Annotated in this window: 17 protein-coding genes; 13 read left to right on the top strand and 4 right to left on the bottom strand. The window is 57.1% G+C overall.

Going from position 1 to position 17,635, the window contains the following annotated elements:
• Positions 1-117 precede the first annotated feature (117 nt).
• Positions 118-600, bottom strand: coding sequence for an SsrA-binding protein SmpB (gene smpB / locus H7698_RS11535; RefSeq protein ID WP_150580576.1), 483 nt, complete (start codon positions 598-600; stop codon positions 118-120).
• Positions 601-718: 118 nt separating this feature from the next.
• Here smpB and H7698_RS11530 point away from each other — a divergent pair, with 118 nt between their 5' ends.
• Genes H7698_RS11530 through H7698_RS11520 form a run of 3 tightly spaced genes read left to right on the top strand, consistent with a single transcriptional unit; the run spans position 719 to position 2,871 of the window.
• Entirely contained in the window at positions 719-2,122 is a 1,404-nt protein-coding gene (locus H7698_RS11530; protein ID WP_194691440.1) for a sodium-dependent transporter, read from the top strand.
• A gap of 7 nt (positions 2,123-2,129) precedes the next feature.
• Positions 2,130-2,564, top strand: coding sequence for a type II toxin-antitoxin system RatA family toxin (locus tag H7698_RS11525; RefSeq protein ID WP_162437891.1), 435 nt, complete (start codon positions 2,130-2,132; stop codon positions 2,562-2,564).
• Entirely contained in the window at positions 2,557-2,871 is a 315-nt protein-coding gene (locus H7698_RS11520; RefSeq protein ID WP_162437892.1) for an RnfH family protein, read from the top strand. Before H7698_RS11525 ends, H7698_RS11520 begins: the two co-directional genes overlap by 8 nt.
• 60 nt (positions 2,872-2,931) lie before the next feature.
• Here H7698_RS11520 and H7698_RS11515 read toward each other — a convergent pair whose 3' ends face one another.
• A complete protein-coding gene (locus tag H7698_RS11515) occupies positions 2,932-3,459 on the bottom strand; it encodes an outer membrane protein assembly factor BamE (RefSeq protein WP_162437893.1) in 528 nt (175 codons plus the stop codon).
• Between the two features lie 97 nt (positions 3,460-3,556).
• On the opposite strand from H7698_RS11515, the gene fur reads away from it, so the two are divergent.
• Positions 3,557-3,961: a ferric iron uptake transcriptional regulator gene (fur, locus tag H7698_RS11510; RefSeq protein ID WP_003197684.1), complete on the top strand. Its 405-nt coding sequence runs from the start codon at positions 3,557-3,559 to the stop codon at positions 3,959-3,961.
• Positions 3,962-4,036: 75 nt separating this feature from the next.
• On the opposite strand, the gene recN is transcribed toward fur, so the two are convergent.
• Positions 4,037-5,710: a DNA repair protein RecN gene (gene recN, locus H7698_RS11505; protein ID WP_194691439.1), complete on the bottom strand. Its 1,674-nt coding sequence runs from the start codon at positions 5,708-5,710 to the stop codon at positions 4,037-4,039.
• Positions 5,711-5,950: 240 nt separating this feature from the next.
• On the opposite strand from recN, the gene grpE reads away from it, so the two are divergent.
• The 8 genes from grpE to H7698_RS11465 all read left to right on the top strand — a co-directional run bounded on the left by grpE (position 5,951) and on the right by H7698_RS11465 (position 16,412).
• Complete coding sequence (gene grpE / locus H7698_RS11500; protein WP_162437895.1) at positions 5,951-6,517, top strand: nucleotide exchange factor GrpE; 567 nt, start codon at positions 5,951-5,953, stop codon at positions 6,515-6,517.
• 102 nt (positions 6,518-6,619) lie between these two features.
• Complete coding sequence (gene dnaK / locus H7698_RS11495; RefSeq protein ID WP_162437896.1) at positions 6,620-8,536, top strand: molecular chaperone DnaK; 1,917 nt, start codon at positions 6,620-6,622, stop codon at positions 8,534-8,536.
• A gap of 297 nt (positions 8,537-8,833) precedes the next feature.
• On the top strand, positions 8,834-9,958 hold the full coding sequence (gene dnaJ / locus H7698_RS11490) for a molecular chaperone DnaJ (protein ID WP_194691438.1): 1,125 nt from the start codon (positions 8,834-8,836) through the stop codon (positions 9,956-9,958).
• Positions 9,959-9,968: 10 nt separating this feature from the next.
• Complete coding sequence (gene dapB, locus H7698_RS11485) at positions 9,969-10,772, top strand: 4-hydroxy-tetrahydrodipicolinate reductase (protein WP_162437898.1); 804 nt, start codon at positions 9,969-9,971, stop codon at positions 10,770-10,772.
• Positions 10,773-11,030: 258 nt separating this feature from the next.
• A complete protein-coding gene (gene carA / locus H7698_RS11480) occupies positions 11,031-12,167 on the top strand; it encodes a glutamine-hydrolyzing carbamoyl-phosphate synthase small subunit (RefSeq protein ID WP_194691437.1) in 1,137 nt (378 codons plus the stop codon).
• Positions 12,168-12,284: 117 nt separating this feature from the next.
• Entirely contained in the window at positions 12,285-15,506 is a 3,222-nt protein-coding gene (gene carB, locus H7698_RS11475; RefSeq protein WP_194691436.1) for a carbamoyl-phosphate synthase large subunit, read from the top strand.
• Complete coding sequence (gene greA, locus H7698_RS11470) at positions 15,503-15,979, top strand: transcription elongation factor GreA (RefSeq protein ID WP_010463507.1); 477 nt, start codon at positions 15,503-15,505, stop codon at positions 15,977-15,979. The genes carB and greA overlap by 4 nt, the downstream gene beginning before the upstream one ends.
• A gap of 49 nt (positions 15,980-16,028) precedes the next feature.
• Positions 16,029-16,412 carry an MFS transporter gene (locus tag H7698_RS11465; RefSeq protein WP_194691483.1) on the top strand — a complete coding sequence of 128 codons (384 nt, stop codon included), beginning with the start codon at positions 16,029-16,031 and terminating at the stop codon, positions 16,410-16,412.
• Between the two features lie 9 nt (positions 16,413-16,421).
• Here the strand turns inward: H7698_RS11465 and H7698_RS11460 are convergent, their stop codons facing one another.
• Complete coding sequence (locus tag H7698_RS11460) at positions 16,422-16,730, bottom strand: YhbY family RNA-binding protein (protein WP_162437901.1); 309 nt, start codon at positions 16,728-16,730, stop codon at positions 16,422-16,424.
• 105 nt (positions 16,731-16,835) lie between these two features.
• Between H7698_RS11460 and rlmE the strand changes: the two genes are divergently transcribed.
• Entirely contained in the window at positions 16,836-17,465 is a 630-nt protein-coding gene (gene rlmE / locus H7698_RS11455) for a 23S rRNA (uridine(2552)-2'-O)-methyltransferase RlmE (RefSeq protein ID WP_020299918.1), read from the top strand.
• Positions 17,466-17,635 lie beyond the last annotated feature (170 nt).

Here is a 17,635-nt window from a genome sequence, read left to right as displayed (position 1 = left end):
GTGTCGGGTTTGCAATCGCAATCGCGAGCAGGCTCGCTCCCACATTGTTTTGTGTCGTTCACAAATCCACTGTGGGGGCGAGCCTGCTCGCGATGGAGGCCTCAGGCAAAAGGAGGATTAATCTTCCTTGCCCTTGTTCCGCACTGCGCGCTGCAGTTCTCGGCCGGCATCGCGTTCGCGCTCGGTATCACGCTTGTCGTATTCCTTCTTGCCCTTGCCCAGAGCGATCTCGCACTTGACCATGTGCTTGCTCCAGTACCAGGACAGGCAGACGCAGGCGTAACCCTTTTGCTGCACGGCAGAGGCCAGCTTTTCCAGCTCGCGCCGGTTGAGCAGCAACTTTCGTGTGCGCGTCGGATCGGCGATGACGTGGGTGCTTGCGGTCATCAGCGGCGTGATATGGCTGCCGAGCAGCCAGGCTTCGCCATCCTTGAGCAGTACATAACTGTCAACCAGTTGCAGCTTGCTCGCCCGCAAACTCTTTACTTCCCAGCCGGCCAGGACCAGACCAGCCTCGAACCGATGTTCGATGAAGTAATCGTGTCGCGCCTTTTTATTTTGCGCGATGGTCCCTGTGGGGTGTTTCTTCTGTTTAGCCATAGGGGCGGCATTATAGGGAGTTGCGCGCGAGTCGGCTACGGTATCGCTACGTGCTTGAGCAGGTTGATTGAATCCCGGACAATGCGGCCTCTTTTTTGAACGCTTGGGCGTGATAACGATGTCGACAGACAAGGTTTCTGTCCACGGCAGTTGGGCTAGCCGATGGGTCTTCATACTCGCCGCGACCGGTTCGGCCGTGGGCCTGGGTAGTATCTGGAAATTCCCTTACATGGTCGGCGTCTATGGCGGCGGCGCCTTCGTGCTGATGTTCCTGGCCTGTATTGCGCTGATCGGTGTACCGGTCATGCTGGCTGAAACCCTTATCGGCCGTCGCGCCCGGCAAAGTCCGGCCAACGCCTTGAAGGTGCTGGCAATAGAAGCGGGGCATTCGGGCAAGTGGTCCTGGGGGGCATTCGCCGGGATGATCACGGCGTTGCTGATCCTGTCTTTCTATAGTGTGGTGGGCGGCTGGTCGCTCGATTACATCATCGACATGGGGCGTGGGGACTTTCAGGGCGTCACGCCAGACCAGGTCGGCGCGTACTTTGGCAATGTAATCGCCGACCCGTGGCGCCTGACACTTTGGCACACTGTTTTCATGCTCCTGTCAGCCGTTGTGATCGCCAAAGGCGTGGTTGCCGGGCTTGAGCGCAGCTTGCGGATCATGATGCCGTTGCTCTTTGTGATGATCCTGGTGCTGTTGGGTTACAGCATGACCACCGGGCATTTCATGGAAGGCGTGCATTTCATGTTCGACTTCCATCCGGAAAAAGTACTCGATGGCTTGCTGCCAGCGATGGGGCACGCCTTCTTTTCCCTGAGTGTCGGCGTTGGCTCGATCATGATCTACGGCGCCTACATGCCGAAGAATTCGTCGATTTCCGGTACGGTTGTGGGTGTGGCGCTGCTGGATACGTTCGTATCCCTTATCGCTGGCCTGGCATTGTTTCCAATTGTGTTCGCCGCAGGTTTGAACCCAAGCGAAGGCCCGGGCCTGATGTTTGTCAGCCTTCCTTTTGCTTTTGGCAACGTGGCTTTCGGTCAGTTGATGGGCGTCGTGTTCTTCGTTCTGGTCGCAGTTGCAGCCTGGAGTTCGGCGATTTCGTTGCTGGAGCCGATGGTGGCTTATCTGGTTGAACGAACCAAAGTCCGACGCGCCTGGGTGACTTTCTGGTTGGCGTTCACCTGCTGGTTCGTAGGGTTGGGCACGGTTTTTTCCTTCAATATCTGGAAGGAAGCCAAGTTTTTCGTGAACGAAGGCGGAATGTTCCACCTCTATCAATGGGGTGCGGCAGGCGGTCTGGACTTCTTCGGCGTGATCGATTTCTTCACCTCGCGGATCATGCTGCCTCTCGGTGGTTTATGTTTCGTGGTGTTTGCAGGCTGGGTGATGGGCCGTGAGGCCGTGCGTGATGAGTTGTCGATCCGAAGTCCGGTACTGTTTAACCTGTCCTTGTTTTTGATGCGCTATGTGGCGCCCATCGGCATTCTTGTAGTGTTTGCCGCCCAGCTGTGGAAGTGACGCTGACATGACGACACATATTCAACGTTCGGCCCTGCTGCCTTACCCGGCACAAGCGCTGTACGACCTGGTAAACGACGTGGCGCGTTACCCGGAGTTCTTGCCGTGGTGCTCGTCAGCGGAGGTGCTGGAAAGCTCGCCCGAGCATATGCGCGCGAGTGTCGGTGTAGCCAAAGGTGGCCTCAGCCAGCATTTCGTAACGCGCAATACGTTGGTGCCCGGTCATTCCATCGAGATGAATCTCGAGGAAGGGCCATTCAATCAGCTGCATGGTGTCTGGGTCTTCAAGCCTTTGAGCGATAAAGCCTGCAAGATCAGCCTGGACTTGTCGTTCGACTACGCCGGGCCGATTATCCGCGCGACCTTGGGACCGTTGTTCAACCAGGCGGCTAACACGTTGGTGGATGCGTTCTGTCAACGTGCCAAGCAAATGCATGGTTGAGGACATGATCGAGGTCGAGGTGGTTTACGCCGCCATTGATCGTCAGGTGCTTCTCAGTGTGAAGGTGCCGGCGGTGGCGACAGTGCGAGAGGCGTTGCAGCAGTCAGGTGTTGGAAAGGAATTTCCAGAGCTGAATCTCGCCGATTGTCCTGTCGGGATATTCGGCAAAGTGATCAGCGATCCGGACAGCCGTTTGGTGAAAGCGGGTGACCGCATTGAAATTTACCGACCATTGCTCGCCGATCCGAAAGAAGTTCGCCGGTTACGTGCAGCCAAGGCCGCCGAGACCAAGGCTCGAAACCAGTGATCTGCTAAACACCAGACAATAAAAAACCCGGACAAGCCGGGTTTTTTAATGCGTCGCAAATTATTGCGGCGTGGTGTCCAGTGGTTCTGGAGTCGGGACTGGTACGGTTTCTACGCCATCCACGTCCTTCTGGATCTGATCCAGCAACGAACCAGGCTTGACCGGTTTTTCCGGTTTCGGCTTCTCGACGTTTTCTGCAGGCGCGGTCACATTTGTGTCGCTATCCTTACCGAGAATGGCTTCGTCACGGCTTACGCCTGGCATGAAATCGCCGGAGAGGCTGACAAGTTGATCATTTGGGTTGAAGATAACGCTAATGCGTTCCTGTTGGCGTTCACCGCCACCCGGTTGCAGGCTGTACAGATAATCCCAGCGATCGGCATGGAACGTGTCGGTCAGCAGAGGGTTACCCATGATAAACCGTACTTGCCGACGGGTCATTCCCGGGCGTAACTGGTCTATCATGTCCTGCGTGACGACATTGCCCTGCTGGATGTCGATTTTGTAAACCCCGGGGAATGAACAACCGGCGAGTGCGAGCAGTCCCACAAAGGTGAAACTGGTTAGCAAGAGCTTGGTGTTTTGCATCGGTGGGCGACTTCCACTATCTTGGCTGGGACAACGTAAACGCCGATCATACCCGCATTAAGAGAAGCTGCGAAGCAGCATCGCGAGAAAGCTGACCATGGTTGAAAATAGCGAACTACGCAAAGCCGGCCTCAAAGTGACCCTTCCACGGGTCAAAATTCTGCAAATGCTCGATTCCGCCGAGCAACGCCACATGAGTGCCGAGGACGTTTACAAGGCGCTCATGGAGGCTGGTGAGGACGTCGGTCTGGCCACGGTTTACCGTGTACTGACTCAGTTCGAGGCAGCTGGCCTTGTGGTGCGGCACAACTTCGACGGAGGCCATGCGGTCTTCGAGCTGGACGACGGCAAGCATCACGACCATATGGTCAACGTCGAAACCAGCGAAGTGATCGAATTCTTCGACGAAGAAATCGAGCGTCTGCAGAAAGCCATTGTCGATAAGTATGGCTTTGAGATGGTTGATCACAATCTTGTGCTGTACGTACGCAAGAAAAAGTAAGCATGTCGCGCGAACTTAAGGTTCGCGAAACGAGCGAAGGCGACCCCAGGGTCGCCTTCGTGCTGTCTGCCTTCTTTAAATTTTCGCGGTAACTACCATCTTCTTAGCGTGTGCCAGGGATTCCTTGGTCAGGTCGATGCCACCCAGCATCCTCGCCACCTCTTCGACACGGTCATTTTTGCTTAGCTTGGAGACGGCTGTACGGGTTGCATCTTCGCCACGCACCTTGTGCACAAATAGATGCTGGTGTCCTTGGGCTGCGACTTGCGGCAAGTGAGTCACGGTCAGTACCTGGCCACGTTCTCCGAGGCGTCGCAGCAACTGGCCGACAATCTCGGCTGTTGGTCCACCGATTCCCACGTCCACTTCGTCGAACACCAGCGTAGGCACGCGTGAGGTCTGCGCAGTGATGACCTGAATGGCCAGGCTGATTCGTGACAACTCGCCGCCCGATGCCACTTTCGCCAGCGCTTTAAGCGGCTGCCCGGGGTTGGCGCTGACCAGCAGTTCAACCTGTTCAAGTCCATTGGGCAGCAATTCATCGCTGGTGTTGGGGCGCAGTTCAATGGTGAAGCGGCCGCCGGGCATGCCCAGTCGCTGGATCTCCTGCTCCACGGCAGCAGCGAGACTGCTAGAAGCTTGATGGCGAAGGTCGCTGAGCTCCCGGGCTTTTTCCTGGTAGTGACGGGCGTAGGAGGCGAGTTCGTCGCTCAGTCGCTCGATGGATTCATCGTTGGCGTTCAGTGTTTCAATTTCATCCAGCAGGCGCTGCTGCATCTCGGCCACTTCGGTCGGCTGGATGCGATGTTTGCGTGCCATGGTGTAGATCGCATCAAGGCGCTCTTCCAGGTACTGAAGGCGCGCCGGGTCGGCATCAAAGTTATCGAGGAAGCGGTTCAGTTCGCCCACGGCTTCTTCAACCTGAATCTGCGCACTGGTCAATAAGCTGCTGGCCTCGCCGAGCGCGCCGATCGAATTGTTCACGCTGGACAATCGATTGAGGCTGGCGGTGAGGGCGTTCAGGACATTGCCGGAGTCACTTTCGCTGCACTGTTCGACCACTTGCCGGCAGATGCCCAGCAAGGTTTCGGCGTTGGTGAGGTTCTTGTGCTCGTGCTCCAATTGCTCCAGCTCGTTCTCGCCGAGGCCCAGATTTTCAAGCTCTTCGAGTTGGTAGCTGAGCAATTGGTGGCGGGCGCGCTGTTCGTCACCGGAGTTGGAAAGGCGTTCCAGCTCCTGTCGTGTCTGGCGCCATCGCTGGGCGGCCAGTTGAACGTGGCGGGCAAGATCGGTAGCGCCCGCGTACTCGTCAAGCAGGCGGCGGTGTGTATCGGTCTTCAGTAGAGACTGGTGTTCGTGCTGGCTATGAATATCGATCAACAGCTCGCCCAGGGACTTGAGGTCGCCAAGCGGGCACGGAGTGCCATTGATGTAACCGCGCGAGCGTCCTTCGGCTGTGATCACCCGGCGCAGGATGCACGGACCGTCACTGTCGAGGTCGCGCTCAGCGAGCCAGGCGCTTGCTTCTGGAATGTCGACCAGGTCAAAGGTTGCCAGGATATCGGCCTTGTCTGCTCCGGGGCGGACTACGCCACTGTCGGCACGATCACCGAGGGTCAAGCCCAGCGCGTCGAGCATGATCGACTTGCCGGCGCCGGTTTCCCCTGTGATCACGCTCATCCCGCGATCAAGTTCAAGATCGAGATGTTCAACGATGGCGTAGTTGTGTACAGACAGGTGCACCAGCATAGAGGCCGCTCCCAGGTGTTAGGTCTGGTTATTTATACAGTGTTTTCAAGCGGGCTGACAATGCCCTCGCTTAGCTCGATTTGTTTGAATGGGAGCAATCCTTAGGCCGCCATGAATTCACAATGCAGCTCTTTTTGTAGGGTTAATACGACTCGACCCCTTGAAGCTTAATTTTGCGGCCCCATATAGCTGGGCAGAAGCGCGAGTTGAGCTCGCGGACGATATTGAAAGGAGAAATCTATGGCTGACGAACAGACAGTGGATACGCAAAATCTAGACGCCAATAAGGGCCCCGAGGCTTCGGGTGAAGACCTGGCGGCACGTGTACAAGTGCTCGAAGAGCAGCTGGCAGGCGCGCAGGATCAGGCTTTGCGTGTTGCCGCCGATCTGCAGAACGTCCGCCGTCGCGCCGAGCAGGACGTAGAGAAAGCTCACAAATTTGCGCTGGAAAAATTCGCCGCTGACCTGCTGCCGATTATCGACAGCCTGGAGCGCGGCCTGGAGTTGTCCAGCCCGGATGACGAAAGCATTCGTCCAATGCGTGAAGGCATTGAGCTGACCCTGAAGATGTTCCAGGACACCCTCAAGCGTTATCAGCTGGAAGCGATCGACCCGCATGGCGAACCGTTCAACGCCGTTCATCACCAGGCGATGGCCATGCAGGAAAGCGCTGATGTCGAGCCGAACAGCGTCCTCAAGGTATTCCAGAAGGGCTACCAGCTTAATGGCCGCCTGTTGCGCCCGGCCATGGTCGTGGTCAGCAAGGCTCCATCGCCAGTTGCGCCTTCGATTGACGAGCAGGCTTGAAATTAGCCGCAAGGCCCCCATTTAGAAGTCAAGCGTTTAAGTACTACCGCAGTTAGCCATCACTGCTGCGGCAACCAAATCCAAAGTTTCGGGAGAGTGAACATGGGCAAAATTATCGGTATCGACCTGGGGACTACCAACTCCTGCGTCTCCGTGCTTGAAAACGGCGTAGCCAAAGTTATTGAAAATGCTGAAGGCGCGCGTACCACGCCGTCGATCATCGCTTACGCCAACGATGGCGAGATCCTGGTTGGCCAGTCCGCCAAGCGTCAGGCAGTGACCAATCCGCACAACACCCTGTATGCGGTGAAGCGTCTGATCGGTCGCAAGTTCGACGAAGAAGTCGTACAGAAAGACATCAAGATGGTCCCTTACAAAATCGCCAAGGCTGACAATGGCGATGCTTGGGTTGAAGTGAACGGCCAGAAAATGTCGCCGCCACAAATCTCGGCTGAAATTCTGAAGAAAATGAAGAAGACCGCCGAAGACTACCTCGGCGAGCCAGTGACTGAAGCGGTGATCACCGTTCCGGCCTACTTCAACGACAGCCAGCGTCAGGCGACCAAAGACGCCGGCCGTATCGCGGGTCTGGACGTTAAACGCATCATCAACGAACCAACCGCAGCCGCTTTGGCTTACGGTATGGACAAGGCGAAAGGCGATCACACCGTGATCGTTTACGACCTGGGTGGCGGTACGTTCGACGTTTCCGTGATCGAAATCGCTGAAGTGGATGGCGAGCACCAGTTCGAAGTTTTGGCCACCAACGGTGACACGTTCCTGGGCGGTGAAGACTTTGACATTCGTCTGATCGACTACCTCGTCGACGAATTCAAGAAAGAAAGTGGCATGAACCTTAAAGGTGATCCGCTGGCCATGCAGCGCCTGAAAGAAGCCGCTGAAAAAGCCAAGATCGAGCTGTCTTCTGCTCTGTCGACCGACGTGAACCTGCCGTACATCACTGCAGACGCTACCGGTCCTAAGCACTTGAACGTGAAAATCTCCCGCGCCAAGCTGGAAGCGCTGGTAGAAGACCTGGTTCAACGCACTATCGAGCCTTGCCGCATTGCTCTGAAAGACTCCGGCATCGACGTTGGCGCTATCAACGACGTGATCCTGGTAGGCGGTCAGACCCGTATGCCACTGGTTCAGAAGCTGGTAACCGAGTTCTTCGGTAAAGAAGCTCGTAAAGATGTGAACCCGGACGAAGCCGTTGCCATGGGTGCTGCAATCCAGGGCGCAGTATTGGCCGGTGATGTTAAAGACGTTCTGTTGCTCGACGTCAGCCCGCTGACTCTGGGTATCGAAACCATGGGTGGCGTGATGACTGCGCTGATCGAGAAAAACACCACGATTCCTACCAAGAAATCGCAAGTGTTCTCGACTGCCGACGACAACCAGGGCGCTGTGACCATTCACGTGCTGCAAGGTGAGCGTAAGCAAGCAGCTCAGAACAAGTCCTTGGGCAAGTTCGACCTGGCCGAGATTCCACCAGCACCACGTGGCGTGCCACAAATCGAAGTGACCTTCGACATCGACGCCAACGGCATTCTGCACGTAGGCGCCAAAGACAAGGCCACTGGCAAGACTCAGTCGATCGTCATCAAGGCTAACTCGGGTCTGTCCGAGGAAGAAATTCAGCAGATGATTCGTGATGCTGAAACCAACGCTGACGAAGACCGCAAGTTCGAAGAACTCGCAGCTGCCCGTAACCAGGGCGACGCACTGGTTCACTCGACTCGCAAAATGGTCGCAGACGCTGGCGATAAAGTGAGCGCTGAAGAGAAGACTGCAATCGAAGCGGCAGTGGTTGCCCTGGAAGCCGCCGTTAAAGGCGACGACAAGGCTGCCATCGAAGCCAAGGTTGAAGAACTGTCGAAAGTCTCCGCTCCAGTGGCGCAGAAGATGTACGCCGAACAGGCTCAGCCTGCTGAAGGCGCTGCACCGCAAGGCGAGTCGGCTGAGAAGGCTGATGATGTTGTCGATGCCGAGTTCGAAGAAGTCAAAGACCAGAAGTAAGTTGTTGGTCGCCCGGTTGACTGCCTTAAGGCGGTGACTGGTAGGATGTCGCCGCGCGGGAGCCTGCTCCCGCGTTGGCGTGTCTGGAGTACACGAATTTTTACAGCATGCGACAACGCTCGCGCGCTGGTGGTATGGCCGAAGATGCTCCTGCTTTTCGAGCTGAAAGTACCGCAATGAATCAAAGACCAGGATCGTTGAATTGACGTGAGTTGGGTCCGGGCCTGTATTGGGGCTCAACGAGTTTGGCGAGGTTCAGGAGAGCTTTGTCGAACGTCCTTAAGAGTGCAAAGACTTATGGCAAAGCGTGACTATTACGAAGTATTGGGTGTTGAGCGTGGCTCAAGCGAAGCAGACCTGAAGAAGGCCTACCGCCGCCTGGCAATGAAGCACCACCCAGACCGTAATCCCGATGACAAAGCATCGGAAGAGCTGTTCAAAGAGGCCAACGAAGCCTACGAAGTACTGTCCGATTCCGGTAAGCGTGCGGCCTACGATCAGTACGGTCATGCCGGTGTCGACCCGAGTATGGGTGGCGGTGGTGCCGGGTTTGGTGGGCAGAATTTCTCCGACATCTTTGGTGATGTCTTCAGTGATTTCTTCGGTGGCGGTCGCGGCGGTTCCCGTGGCGGCGCTCAGCGTGGCAGTGACCTGCGGTACACGCTGGAGCTGAACCTGGAAGAGGCGGTGCGCGGTACGACGGTGAATATCCGCGTTCCGACATTGGTTAATTGCAAACCGTGTGACGGCTCGGGTGCCAAGAAAGGCTCCTCGCCAGTCACGTGCCCGACGTGTGGCGGTATCGGTCAGGTTCGTATGCAGCAGGGTTTCTTCTCTGTGCAGCAGACCTGCCCGCGCTGTCATGGTCAGGGCAAGATCATTTCCGATCCGTGCGATTCCTGCCACGGCGAAGGTCGTGTCGAAGAGTACAAAACCCTCTCCGTCAAAGTCCCGGCCGGCGTTGATACCGGCGATCGCATTCGTCTGTCCGGTGAAGGCGAGGCGGGTGCTCAGGGCGGCCCGACGGGCGACCTGTATGTGGTGATCAACGTGCGCGAGCACGCGATCTTCCAGCGTGACGGCAAGCATTTGTTTTGCGAAGTGCCAATCAGCTTCGTTGATGCCGCGCTGGGCGGCGAGCTGGAGATTCCAACCCTGGATGGTCGGGTCAAACTGAAAATCCCGGAAGGAACCCAGACCGGCAAGCAGTTCCGTGTTCGTGGCAAAGGCGTCGCGCCGGTGCGTGGCGGTGGTGCTGGTGATCTGATGTGCCGTGTAGCGGTGGAGACTCCGGTCAACCTGGGTCGTCGTCAGCGTGAATTGCTGGAAGAGTTCCGCAGCTCGCTGGAGGACGACAATAGTCACTCGCCGAAAACCACCGGTTGGTTCGAAGGCGTGAAGCGCTTCTTCGGCGATTTGTAAGGAGACAGGCATGCGACGTATTGCAGTGATGGGCGCCGCGGGGCGCATGGGTAAAACCTTGATCGAAGCTGTTCAGCAGACGCCGGGCGCGGGTTTGACGGCGGCTGTCGATCGTCCTGACAGCACCTTGGTCGGTGCGGATGCCGGTGAGCTGGCGGCGCTGGGTCGTATTGGCGTACCGCTGTCCGGTGATCTGGCTCGAGTCGTCGACGAGTTCGACGTGCTGATCGATTTCACACACCCGACAGTCACCCTGAAAAACCTCGCGTTCTGCCGCAAGCACGGTAAAGCGATGATTATCGGTACCACCGGTTTCAGCGTTGAAGAGAAGCAGTTGCTGGCTGAGGCGGGCAAGGACATCCCGATCGTCTTCGCGGCCAACTTCAGTGTCGGCGTCAATCTGTGCTTGAAGTTGCTCGATACTGCTGCTCGTGTGTTGGGTGATGATGTCGACATCGAAATCACCGAAGCTCACCATCGCCATAAAGTCGATGCGCCTTCGGGTACCGCTGTACGCATGGGTGAAGTCATCGCCGATGCGCTGGGGCGTGACCTGAAGAAGGTGGCGGTCTATGGTCGGGAAGGCCAGACCGGTGCCCGCGAGCGCGAAACGATCGGTTTCGCAACCGTACGTGCGGGTGACATCGTTGGTGATCACACCGTGCTGTTCGCCGCCGATGGCGAGCGTGTCGAGATCACTCACAAGGCTTCCAGCCGGATGACCTTCGCCAAGGGTGCGGTTCGTGCCGCATTGTGGCTGGATGGTCGCGAGCCAGGCCTCTACGACATGCAAGACGTGCTCGACCTGCGTTAATATGCATCCGGAATCGGGTTCAAACATCGTGTTTGAGCCCGGTTTTACTCCGCCAAGCGACGACCTGTCGCATTCTCCAGCCTTTCGGGCTCATTGGCGGTAGACCAAAATTGCCTTTTTCTGTAAGCTACAGCTTTAGTGTGTTCACTAAAAGCGCGCAGAATAATTCAGTGAATGAGCGGAGTGACGTGTCCATACGTCACTCCGCTTTTTTACACCTGCGATCGCCCTTTCAGGCTTTATTTACGGGAGGTCTTCTTGACTAAGCCAGCCATACTCGCCCTTGCTGATGGCAGCATTTTTCGCGGCGAAGCCATTGGAGCCGACGGTCAAACCGTTGGTGAGGTGGTGTTTAACACCGCAATGACCGGCTATCAGGAAATCCTTACCGATCCTTCCTACGCCCAACAAATCGTTACCCTGACTTACCCGCATATCGGCAACACCGGCACCACGCCGGAAGACGCCGAGTCCGACCGCGTATGGTCCGCTGGCCTGGTTATCCGTGACCTGCCACTGGTTGCGAGCAACTGGCGTAACACGATGTCCCTGTCCGATTACCTGAAAGCCAACAATGTTGTGGCTATCGCCGGTATCGACACTCGCCGCCTGACCCGCATCCTGCGTGAGAAAGGCGCACAGAACGGCTGCATCATGGCCGGTGACAACATCTCCGAAGAAGCCGCCGTCGCCGCTGCCCAGGGTTTCCCTGGCCTGAAAGGCATGGACCTGGCAAAAGTCGTCAGCACCAAAGAGAAGTACGAGTGGCGTTCGACTGTCTGGGACCTGAAAACCGACAGCCACGCGACCATCGATGCCTCCGAGCTGCCGTACCACGTGGTTGCCTACGACTACGGCGTCAAGCTGAACATCCTGCGCATGCTGGTCGAGCGCGGTTGCCGCGTCACCGTAGTGCCGGCACAGACGCCTGCTGCTGACGTACTGGCGATGAAGCCGGACGGCGTGTTCCTGTCCAACGGCCCTGGTGACCCGGAGCCTTGCGACTACGCGATCCAGGCGATCAAGGACGTGCTGGAAACCGAGATTCCGGTGTTCGGCATTTGCCTCGGTCACCAATTGCTGGCCCTGGCCTCGGGCGCCAAGACCCTGAAAATGGGGCATGGTCACCACGGTGCCAACCACCCGGTCCAGGATATGGACACCGGTGTTGTGATGATCACCAGCCAGAACCACGGTTTTGCGGTAGACGAAGCAACCCTGCCCGCCAACGTACGTGCGATTCACAAGTCGCTCTTCGACGGCACCCTGCAAGGGATCGAGCGCACCGACAAGAGCGCCTTCAGCTTCCAGGGTCACCCTGAAGCCAGCCCTGGCCCGAACGACGTAGCGCCTCTGTTTGATCGCTTCATCAACGAAATGGCCAAGCGACGCTAATCGCCAGCCCTGATGCAGCAAAGCTTGAGGGTGGTCCCGAGATCGGCGGCCCCCTCAAGTTTCACAGATTGAACAAGACGGCTTGCCGACTGACCTGCGGATTTGAGTGACAAACCCATGCCAAAACGTACAGACATAAAAAGCATCCTGATTCTCGGCGCTGGCCCGATCGTTATCGGCCAGGCCTGTGAATTCGACTACTCCGGCGCCCAGGCCTGCAAAGCCCTGCGCGAGGAGGGTTACCGCGTCATCCTGGTGAACTCCAACCCGGCAACCATCATGACCGACCCGGACATGGCCGACGCTACGTACATCGAGCCGATCAAGTGGCAGACCGTTGCCAAGATCATCGAGAAAGAGCGTCCGGACGCGCTGCTGCCGACCATGGGTGGCCAGACCGCTCTGAACTGCGCACTGGACCTGGAGCGCGAAGGCGTTCTGGAGAAGTTCGGCGTAGAGATGATCGGTGCCAATGCTGACACCATCGACAAGGCAGAAGACCGTTCGCGCTTTGACAAGGCAATGAAATCCATTGGCCTGGACTGCCCGCGTTCCGGTATCGCCCACAGCATGGAAGAGGCCAATGCGGTTCTCGAGAAGCTTGGCTTCCCGTGCATCATTCGTCCGTCCTTCACCATGGGCGGCACGGGTGGCGGCATCGCTTACAACCGTGAAGAGTTCGAAGAAATCTGCGCCCGTGGTCTGGATCTGTCGCCGACTAAAGAGCTGCTGATCGACGAGTCCCTGATCGGCTGGAAAGAGTACGAGATGGAGGTTGTCCGCGATAAGAAAGACAACTGCATCATCGTCTGCTCCATCGAAAACTTCGACCCGATGGGCGTCCACACCGGTGACTCGATCACCGTTGCGCCAGCACAGACGCTGACGGACAAGGAATACCAGATCATGCGTAACGCCTCGTTGGCGGTACTGCGTGAAATCGGCGTGGAAACCGGCGGCTCCAACGTCCAGTTCGGCATTTGCCCGGACACTGGCCGTATGGTTGTCATCGAGATGAACCCGCGTGTATCCCGCTCTTCGGCGTTGGCCTCGAAAGCCACCGGTTTCCCGATTGCGCGTATCGCTGCCAAGCTCGCGATCGGCTACACCCTGGACGAGTTGCAGAACGAAATCACCGGCGGCGCTACTCCGGCGTCCTTCGAGCCGTCCATCGACTACGTCGTGACCAAGCTGCCACGCTTCGCCTTTGAGAAATTCCCGAAAGCCGACGCGCGCCTGACCACTCAAATGAAGTCGGTGGGTGAAGTCATGGCCATCGGCCGGACTTTCCAGGAATCCCTGCAAAAAGCCCTTCGCGGTCTGGAAGTGGGTGTCTGCGGCCTGGACGAGAAGCTCGATCTGAGCAACCCGGAAAGCATGAGCATCCTCAAGCGCGAACTGACCGTGCCGGGTGCCGAGCGTATCTGGTATGTGGCTGACGCCTTCCGCGCCGGTCTGTCGGTCGAAGATATTTTCGGCATGAACATGATCGATCCGTGGTTCCTGGTGCAGATCGAAGATCTGATCAAGGAAGAAGAGAAGGTCAAGACCCTGGGTCTGGCCAGCATTGATCGCGACGTGATGTTCCGCCTCAAGCGCAAAGGCTTCTCGGACATGCGCCTGGCCAAGCTGCTGGGTGTGACCGAGAAAAACCTGCGTCGCCACCGTCACAAGCTGGAAATTTTCCCGGTCTACAAGCGTGTTGACACCTGCGCGGCCGAGTTCGCCACTGACACTGCTTACATGTACTCGACTTACGAGGAAGAGTGCGAGGCCGCACCAACGGGCCGTGACAAGATCATGATCCTGGGTGGCGGTCCTAACCGCATCGGCCAAGGCATCGAGTTCGACTACTGCTGCGTACACGCGGCACTGGCCCTGCGCGCCGACGGTTACGAGACCATCATGGTCAACTGCAACCCGGAAACCGTCTCCACTGACTACGACACCTCTGATCGCTTGTACTTCGAACCAGTAACCCTGGAAGACGTGCTGGAAATCGTTCGCGTCGAGAAGCCAAAAGGCGTGATCGTTCAGTACGGCGGCCAAACCCCGCTGAAACTGGCGCGTGCCCTGGAAGAGGCCGGCGTGCCGATCATCGGTACCAGCCCTGACGCTATCGACCGTGCAGAAGACCGCGAGCGCTTCCAGCAGATGGTTGAACGCCTGAACCTGCGTCAGCCACCGAACGCTACCGTGCGCAGCGAAGACGAAGCGATTCGTGCTGCCAGCAAGATCGGGTATCCGTTGGTGGTTCGTCCGTCCTATGTACTGGGCGGCCGCGCGATGGAAATCGTGTACGAAGAAGAAGAGCTCAAGCGCTACCTGCGTGACGCGGTGAAAGTGTCCAACGACAGCCCGGTGCTGCTGGACCACTTCCTGAACTGCGCCATCGAGATGGACGTCGATGCAGTTTGCGACGGCACCGATGTGGTGATCGGCGCGATCATGCAGCACATCGAGCAGGCCGGCGTTCACTCCGGTGACTCCGCGTGCTCCCTGCCGCCTTACTCGCTGCCTGGCCATATCCAGGACGAGATGCGCGAACAGGTCAAGAAAATGGCTCTGGAACTGGGCGTTGTCGGCCTGATGAACGTTCAGCTGGCGCTGCAGGGCGAAGACATCTATGTCATCGAAGTCAACCCGCGCGCTTCCCGCACCGTACCGTTCGTGTCCAAGTGCATCGGTGTTTCCCTGGCCATGATCGCAGCCCGTGTGATGGCCGGTAAGACCCTGAAGGAAATCGGCTTCACCAAGGAAATCATCCCGAATTTCTACAGTGTGAAAGAGGCAGTGTTCCCGTTTGCCAAATTCCCTGGTGTGGACCCGATCCTGGGCCCAGAGATGAAGTCCACTGGTGAGGTGATGGGTGTCGGCGACACCTTCGGCGAAGCATTCGCCAAGGCCCAGATGGGTGCCAGCGAAGTGCTGCCGACCGGCGGTACTGCGTTCATCAGCGTGCGTGACGACGATAAGCCGTTGGTTGCAGGCGTAGCCCGTGATCTGATCAACTTGGGCTTCGAAGTGGTTGCCACCGCCGGCACTGCCAAGCTGATCGAAGCCGCAGGTCTGAAAGTGCGTCGTGTGAACAAGGTGACCGAAGGTCGTCCTCACGTGGTCGACATGATCAAGAATGACGAAGTTACGCTGATCATCAACACGACTGAAGGTCGTCAGTCGATTGCTGATTCGTACTCCATTCGTCGTAATGCCTTGCAGCACAAGATCTACTGCACAACCACCATTGCTGCTGGCGAAGCCATCTGCGAAGCGCTCAAGTTCGGTCCCGAGAAGACCGTGCGTCGCTTGCAGGATCTACACGCAGGATTGAAGGCATGATCAAATACCCAATGACTGTCCAGGGCGCCAAAGCCCTGGAAGAAGAACACGCTCACCTGACCAAGGTCGTCCGTCCGAAGCTCAGCCAGGACATCGGTACGGCCCGCGAGCTGGGTGACTTGAAGGAAAACGCCGAATACCACGCTGCTCGCGAGCAGCAGGGGATGGTCGAGGCGCGGATCCGGGACATTGAAGGCCGGATTCAGAATCAGGTCATCATCGATGTCACGACTATTCCTCACACCGGCAAAGTGATTTTCGGCACCACCGTTGAGATTGCCAACGTCGAGACTGATGAAAGCGTCACTTACCACATCGTTGGTGAAGACGAGGCTGACTTCAAGCTGGGCAAGATTTCGGTGGGTTCGCCGCTGGCCCGAGCCTTGATCGCCAAGGAAGAGGGTGATGTGGTTGCGGTAAAAACGCCCGGTGGCGTTATCGAGTACGAGATTGTCGAAGTACGCCACATCTAAAAGAAGGCGCCCGCTACGTGCGGGCGCTGTTCTTTGGCAGCTGACCCAGATGCTTTGGGTTGGCGGCCTGTGGCTGTTGCATATCGGCCTGCTGCCGGTGCTGGGGCAAATTGGCTTGGCACCGCTGTTGATTGATGAAATTGCAGGCGTGTTGAACGGGCTGTTGGTCGCTTTTGCCACAGCTTGTGTGATTTTTCAGGCTTTGGTGCTGGTTCAGGCCGAGGGCCTTGCCAGTCTATGGCGCGATATTCGCGGGCAACTGCTGATGATGGCGTTCTACGCGTGCGGGATGTTTTTCGCGGTACGCTTCGGATGGCCGGATGCCGTGCGTTGGCAGGTTTTCAGCTATCTGGTGCTAGGTTTTTCCGGGCTTGTGCTGGTTTTACAGCCCGTGCCGGGATGGAGTGGCAGGGTGCGCGAAGCACACCCCTGACCCTTGCCATCACTTGAAGCGATGAACGTTCGACAGCTGCTTGTTGACGCTGAAGTTCTTGCGGTAAATCAGTGCCATCTTGCCGATGACCTGAACCAAATCGGCTTTGCCGACCTTGCAGAGTTCTGCAATGGTCGCCAGGCGCGATTCGCGATCGAGGATGTTGAGCTTGATTTTGATCAGCTCGTGATCCGCCAAAGCGCGTTCAAGTTCGGCTAACACACCTTCAGTCAAACCGTTGTCAGCCACGATCAAAACCGGTTTCAGATGGTGGCCAATGGATTTGTACTGTTTCTTCTGCTCTTGAGTGAGCGGCATAATCTGACCCCTGCGTCTGATCTTGTAAAAAGCGGCGGCCAGTTTACCCGAGCGAGTCCGGGACCGCCCAGTTAATCACGACCCGTTTTATTTTCGAGGTGGCCCGTGGCCCGTTCCAAGACAAGCCTTAAGTGGCTGCAAAGACATGTTAATGATCCCTATGTGAAGCAGGCGCAGAAGGATGGTTACCGTTCGCGTGCGAGTTACAAGCTTCTGGAGGTTCAGGAGAAATACAAACTGATCCGTCCTGGTATGAGCGTTGTCGATCTGGGAGCGGCGCCCGGCGGCTGGTCGCAGGTCACTAGTCGGCTGATCGGTGGTCAGGGGCGTCTGATCGCCTCGGACATCCTGGAAATGGACAGCATTCCGGATGTGACTTTCATCCAGGGTGACTTCACCCGGGACGACGTGCTCGCTCAGATCCTTGAAGCCGTGGGTAATTCGCAGGTGGACCTTGTGATTTCCGATATGGCCCCCAATATGAGTGGTACGCCTGAGGTGGACATGCCAAAGGCCATGTTTCTATGTGAGCTGGCTCTTGATTTGGCAGCTCGGATTCTCAAGCCGGGTGGTAATTTCGTGATCAAGGTGTTCCAGGGCGAAGGGTTTGATGCTTACGTGAAGGACGCTCGTCAGAAATTCGACAAGGTCCAGATGATCAAGCCGGACTCTTCCCGCGGCAGCTCCCGTGAGCAATACATGCTGGCTTGGGGCTACCGCGGCCGTAGTGAGTAAATCGCAGTTTTTTAGCGGGTCGATAGGATTTTCGTATTTCGCCCCGTGAGCATTAGCGAATATTGTGTAGAAAGTGTTTCACAAAGGGTTACAGACGGCGCCTGCCAGAGCCGTAGGTAATGTAGTAAGTTAGGCCGGTGAATATCATGCGAAGCGCGCGCCATTAGCGG

Source organism: Pseudomonas sp. p50(2008) (assembly GCF_015351605.1).
Lineage (GTDB): Bacteria > Pseudomonadota > Gammaproteobacteria > Pseudomonadales > Pseudomonadaceae > Aquipseudomonas.
The sequence above is the reverse complement of the archived record's forward strand: the minus strand, read 5'-3'. Positions and strand labels throughout refer to the sequence as shown.

Excerpts from the sequence above, each read along its gene's own strand:
- H7698_RS11525 (WP_162437891.1), top strand. The coding sequence starts at position 2,130 with ATGACGACACATATTCAACGTTCGGCCCTGCTGCCTTACCCGGCACAA.
- H7698_RS11530 (WP_194691440.1), top strand. The coding sequence starts at position 719 with ATGTCGACAGACAAGGTTTCTGTCCACGGCAGTTGGGCTAGCCGATGG.
- dnaK (WP_162437896.1), top strand. The coding sequence starts at position 6,620 with ATGGGCAAAATTATCGGTATCGACCTGGGGACTACCAACTCCTGCGTC.
- smpB (WP_150580576.1), bottom strand. The coding sequence starts at position 600 with ATGGCTAAACAGAAGAAACACCCCACAGGGACCATCGCGCAAAATAAA.
- H7698_RS11520 (WP_162437892.1), top strand. The coding sequence starts at position 2,557 with ATGGTTGAGGACATGATCGAGGTCGAGGTGGTTTACGCCGCCATTGAT.
- grpE (WP_162437895.1), top strand. The coding sequence starts at position 5,951 with ATGGCTGACGAACAGACAGTGGATACGCAAAATCTAGACGCCAATAAG.
- carB (WP_194691436.1), top strand. The coding sequence starts at position 12,285 with ATGCCAAAACGTACAGACATAAAAAGCATCCTGATTCTCGGCGCTGGC.
- H7698_RS11515 (WP_162437893.1), bottom strand. The coding sequence starts at position 3,459 with ATGCAAAACACCAAGCTCTTGCTAACCAGTTTCACCTTTGTGGGACTG.
- dapB (WP_162437898.1), top strand. The coding sequence starts at position 9,969 with ATGCGACGTATTGCAGTGATGGGCGCCGCGGGGCGCATGGGTAAAACC.
- recN (WP_194691439.1), bottom strand. The coding sequence starts at position 5,710 with ATGCTGGTGCACCTGTCTGTACACAACTACGCCATCGTTGAACATCTC.
- H7698_RS11465 (WP_194691483.1), top strand. The coding sequence starts at position 16,029 with ATGCTTTGGGTTGGCGGCCTGTGGCTGTTGCATATCGGCCTGCTGCCG.
- dnaJ (WP_194691438.1), top strand. The coding sequence starts at position 8,834 with ATGGCAAAGCGTGACTATTACGAAGTATTGGGTGTTGAGCGTGGCTCA.
- H7698_RS11460 (WP_162437901.1), bottom strand. The coding sequence starts at position 16,730 with ATGCCGCTCACTCAAGAGCAGAAGAAACAGTACAAATCCATTGGCCAC.
- greA (WP_010463507.1), top strand. The coding sequence starts at position 15,503 with ATGATCAAATACCCAATGACTGTCCAGGGCGCCAAAGCCCTGGAAGAA.
- fur (WP_003197684.1), top strand. The coding sequence starts at position 3,557 with ATGGTTGAAAATAGCGAACTACGCAAAGCCGGCCTCAAAGTGACCCTT.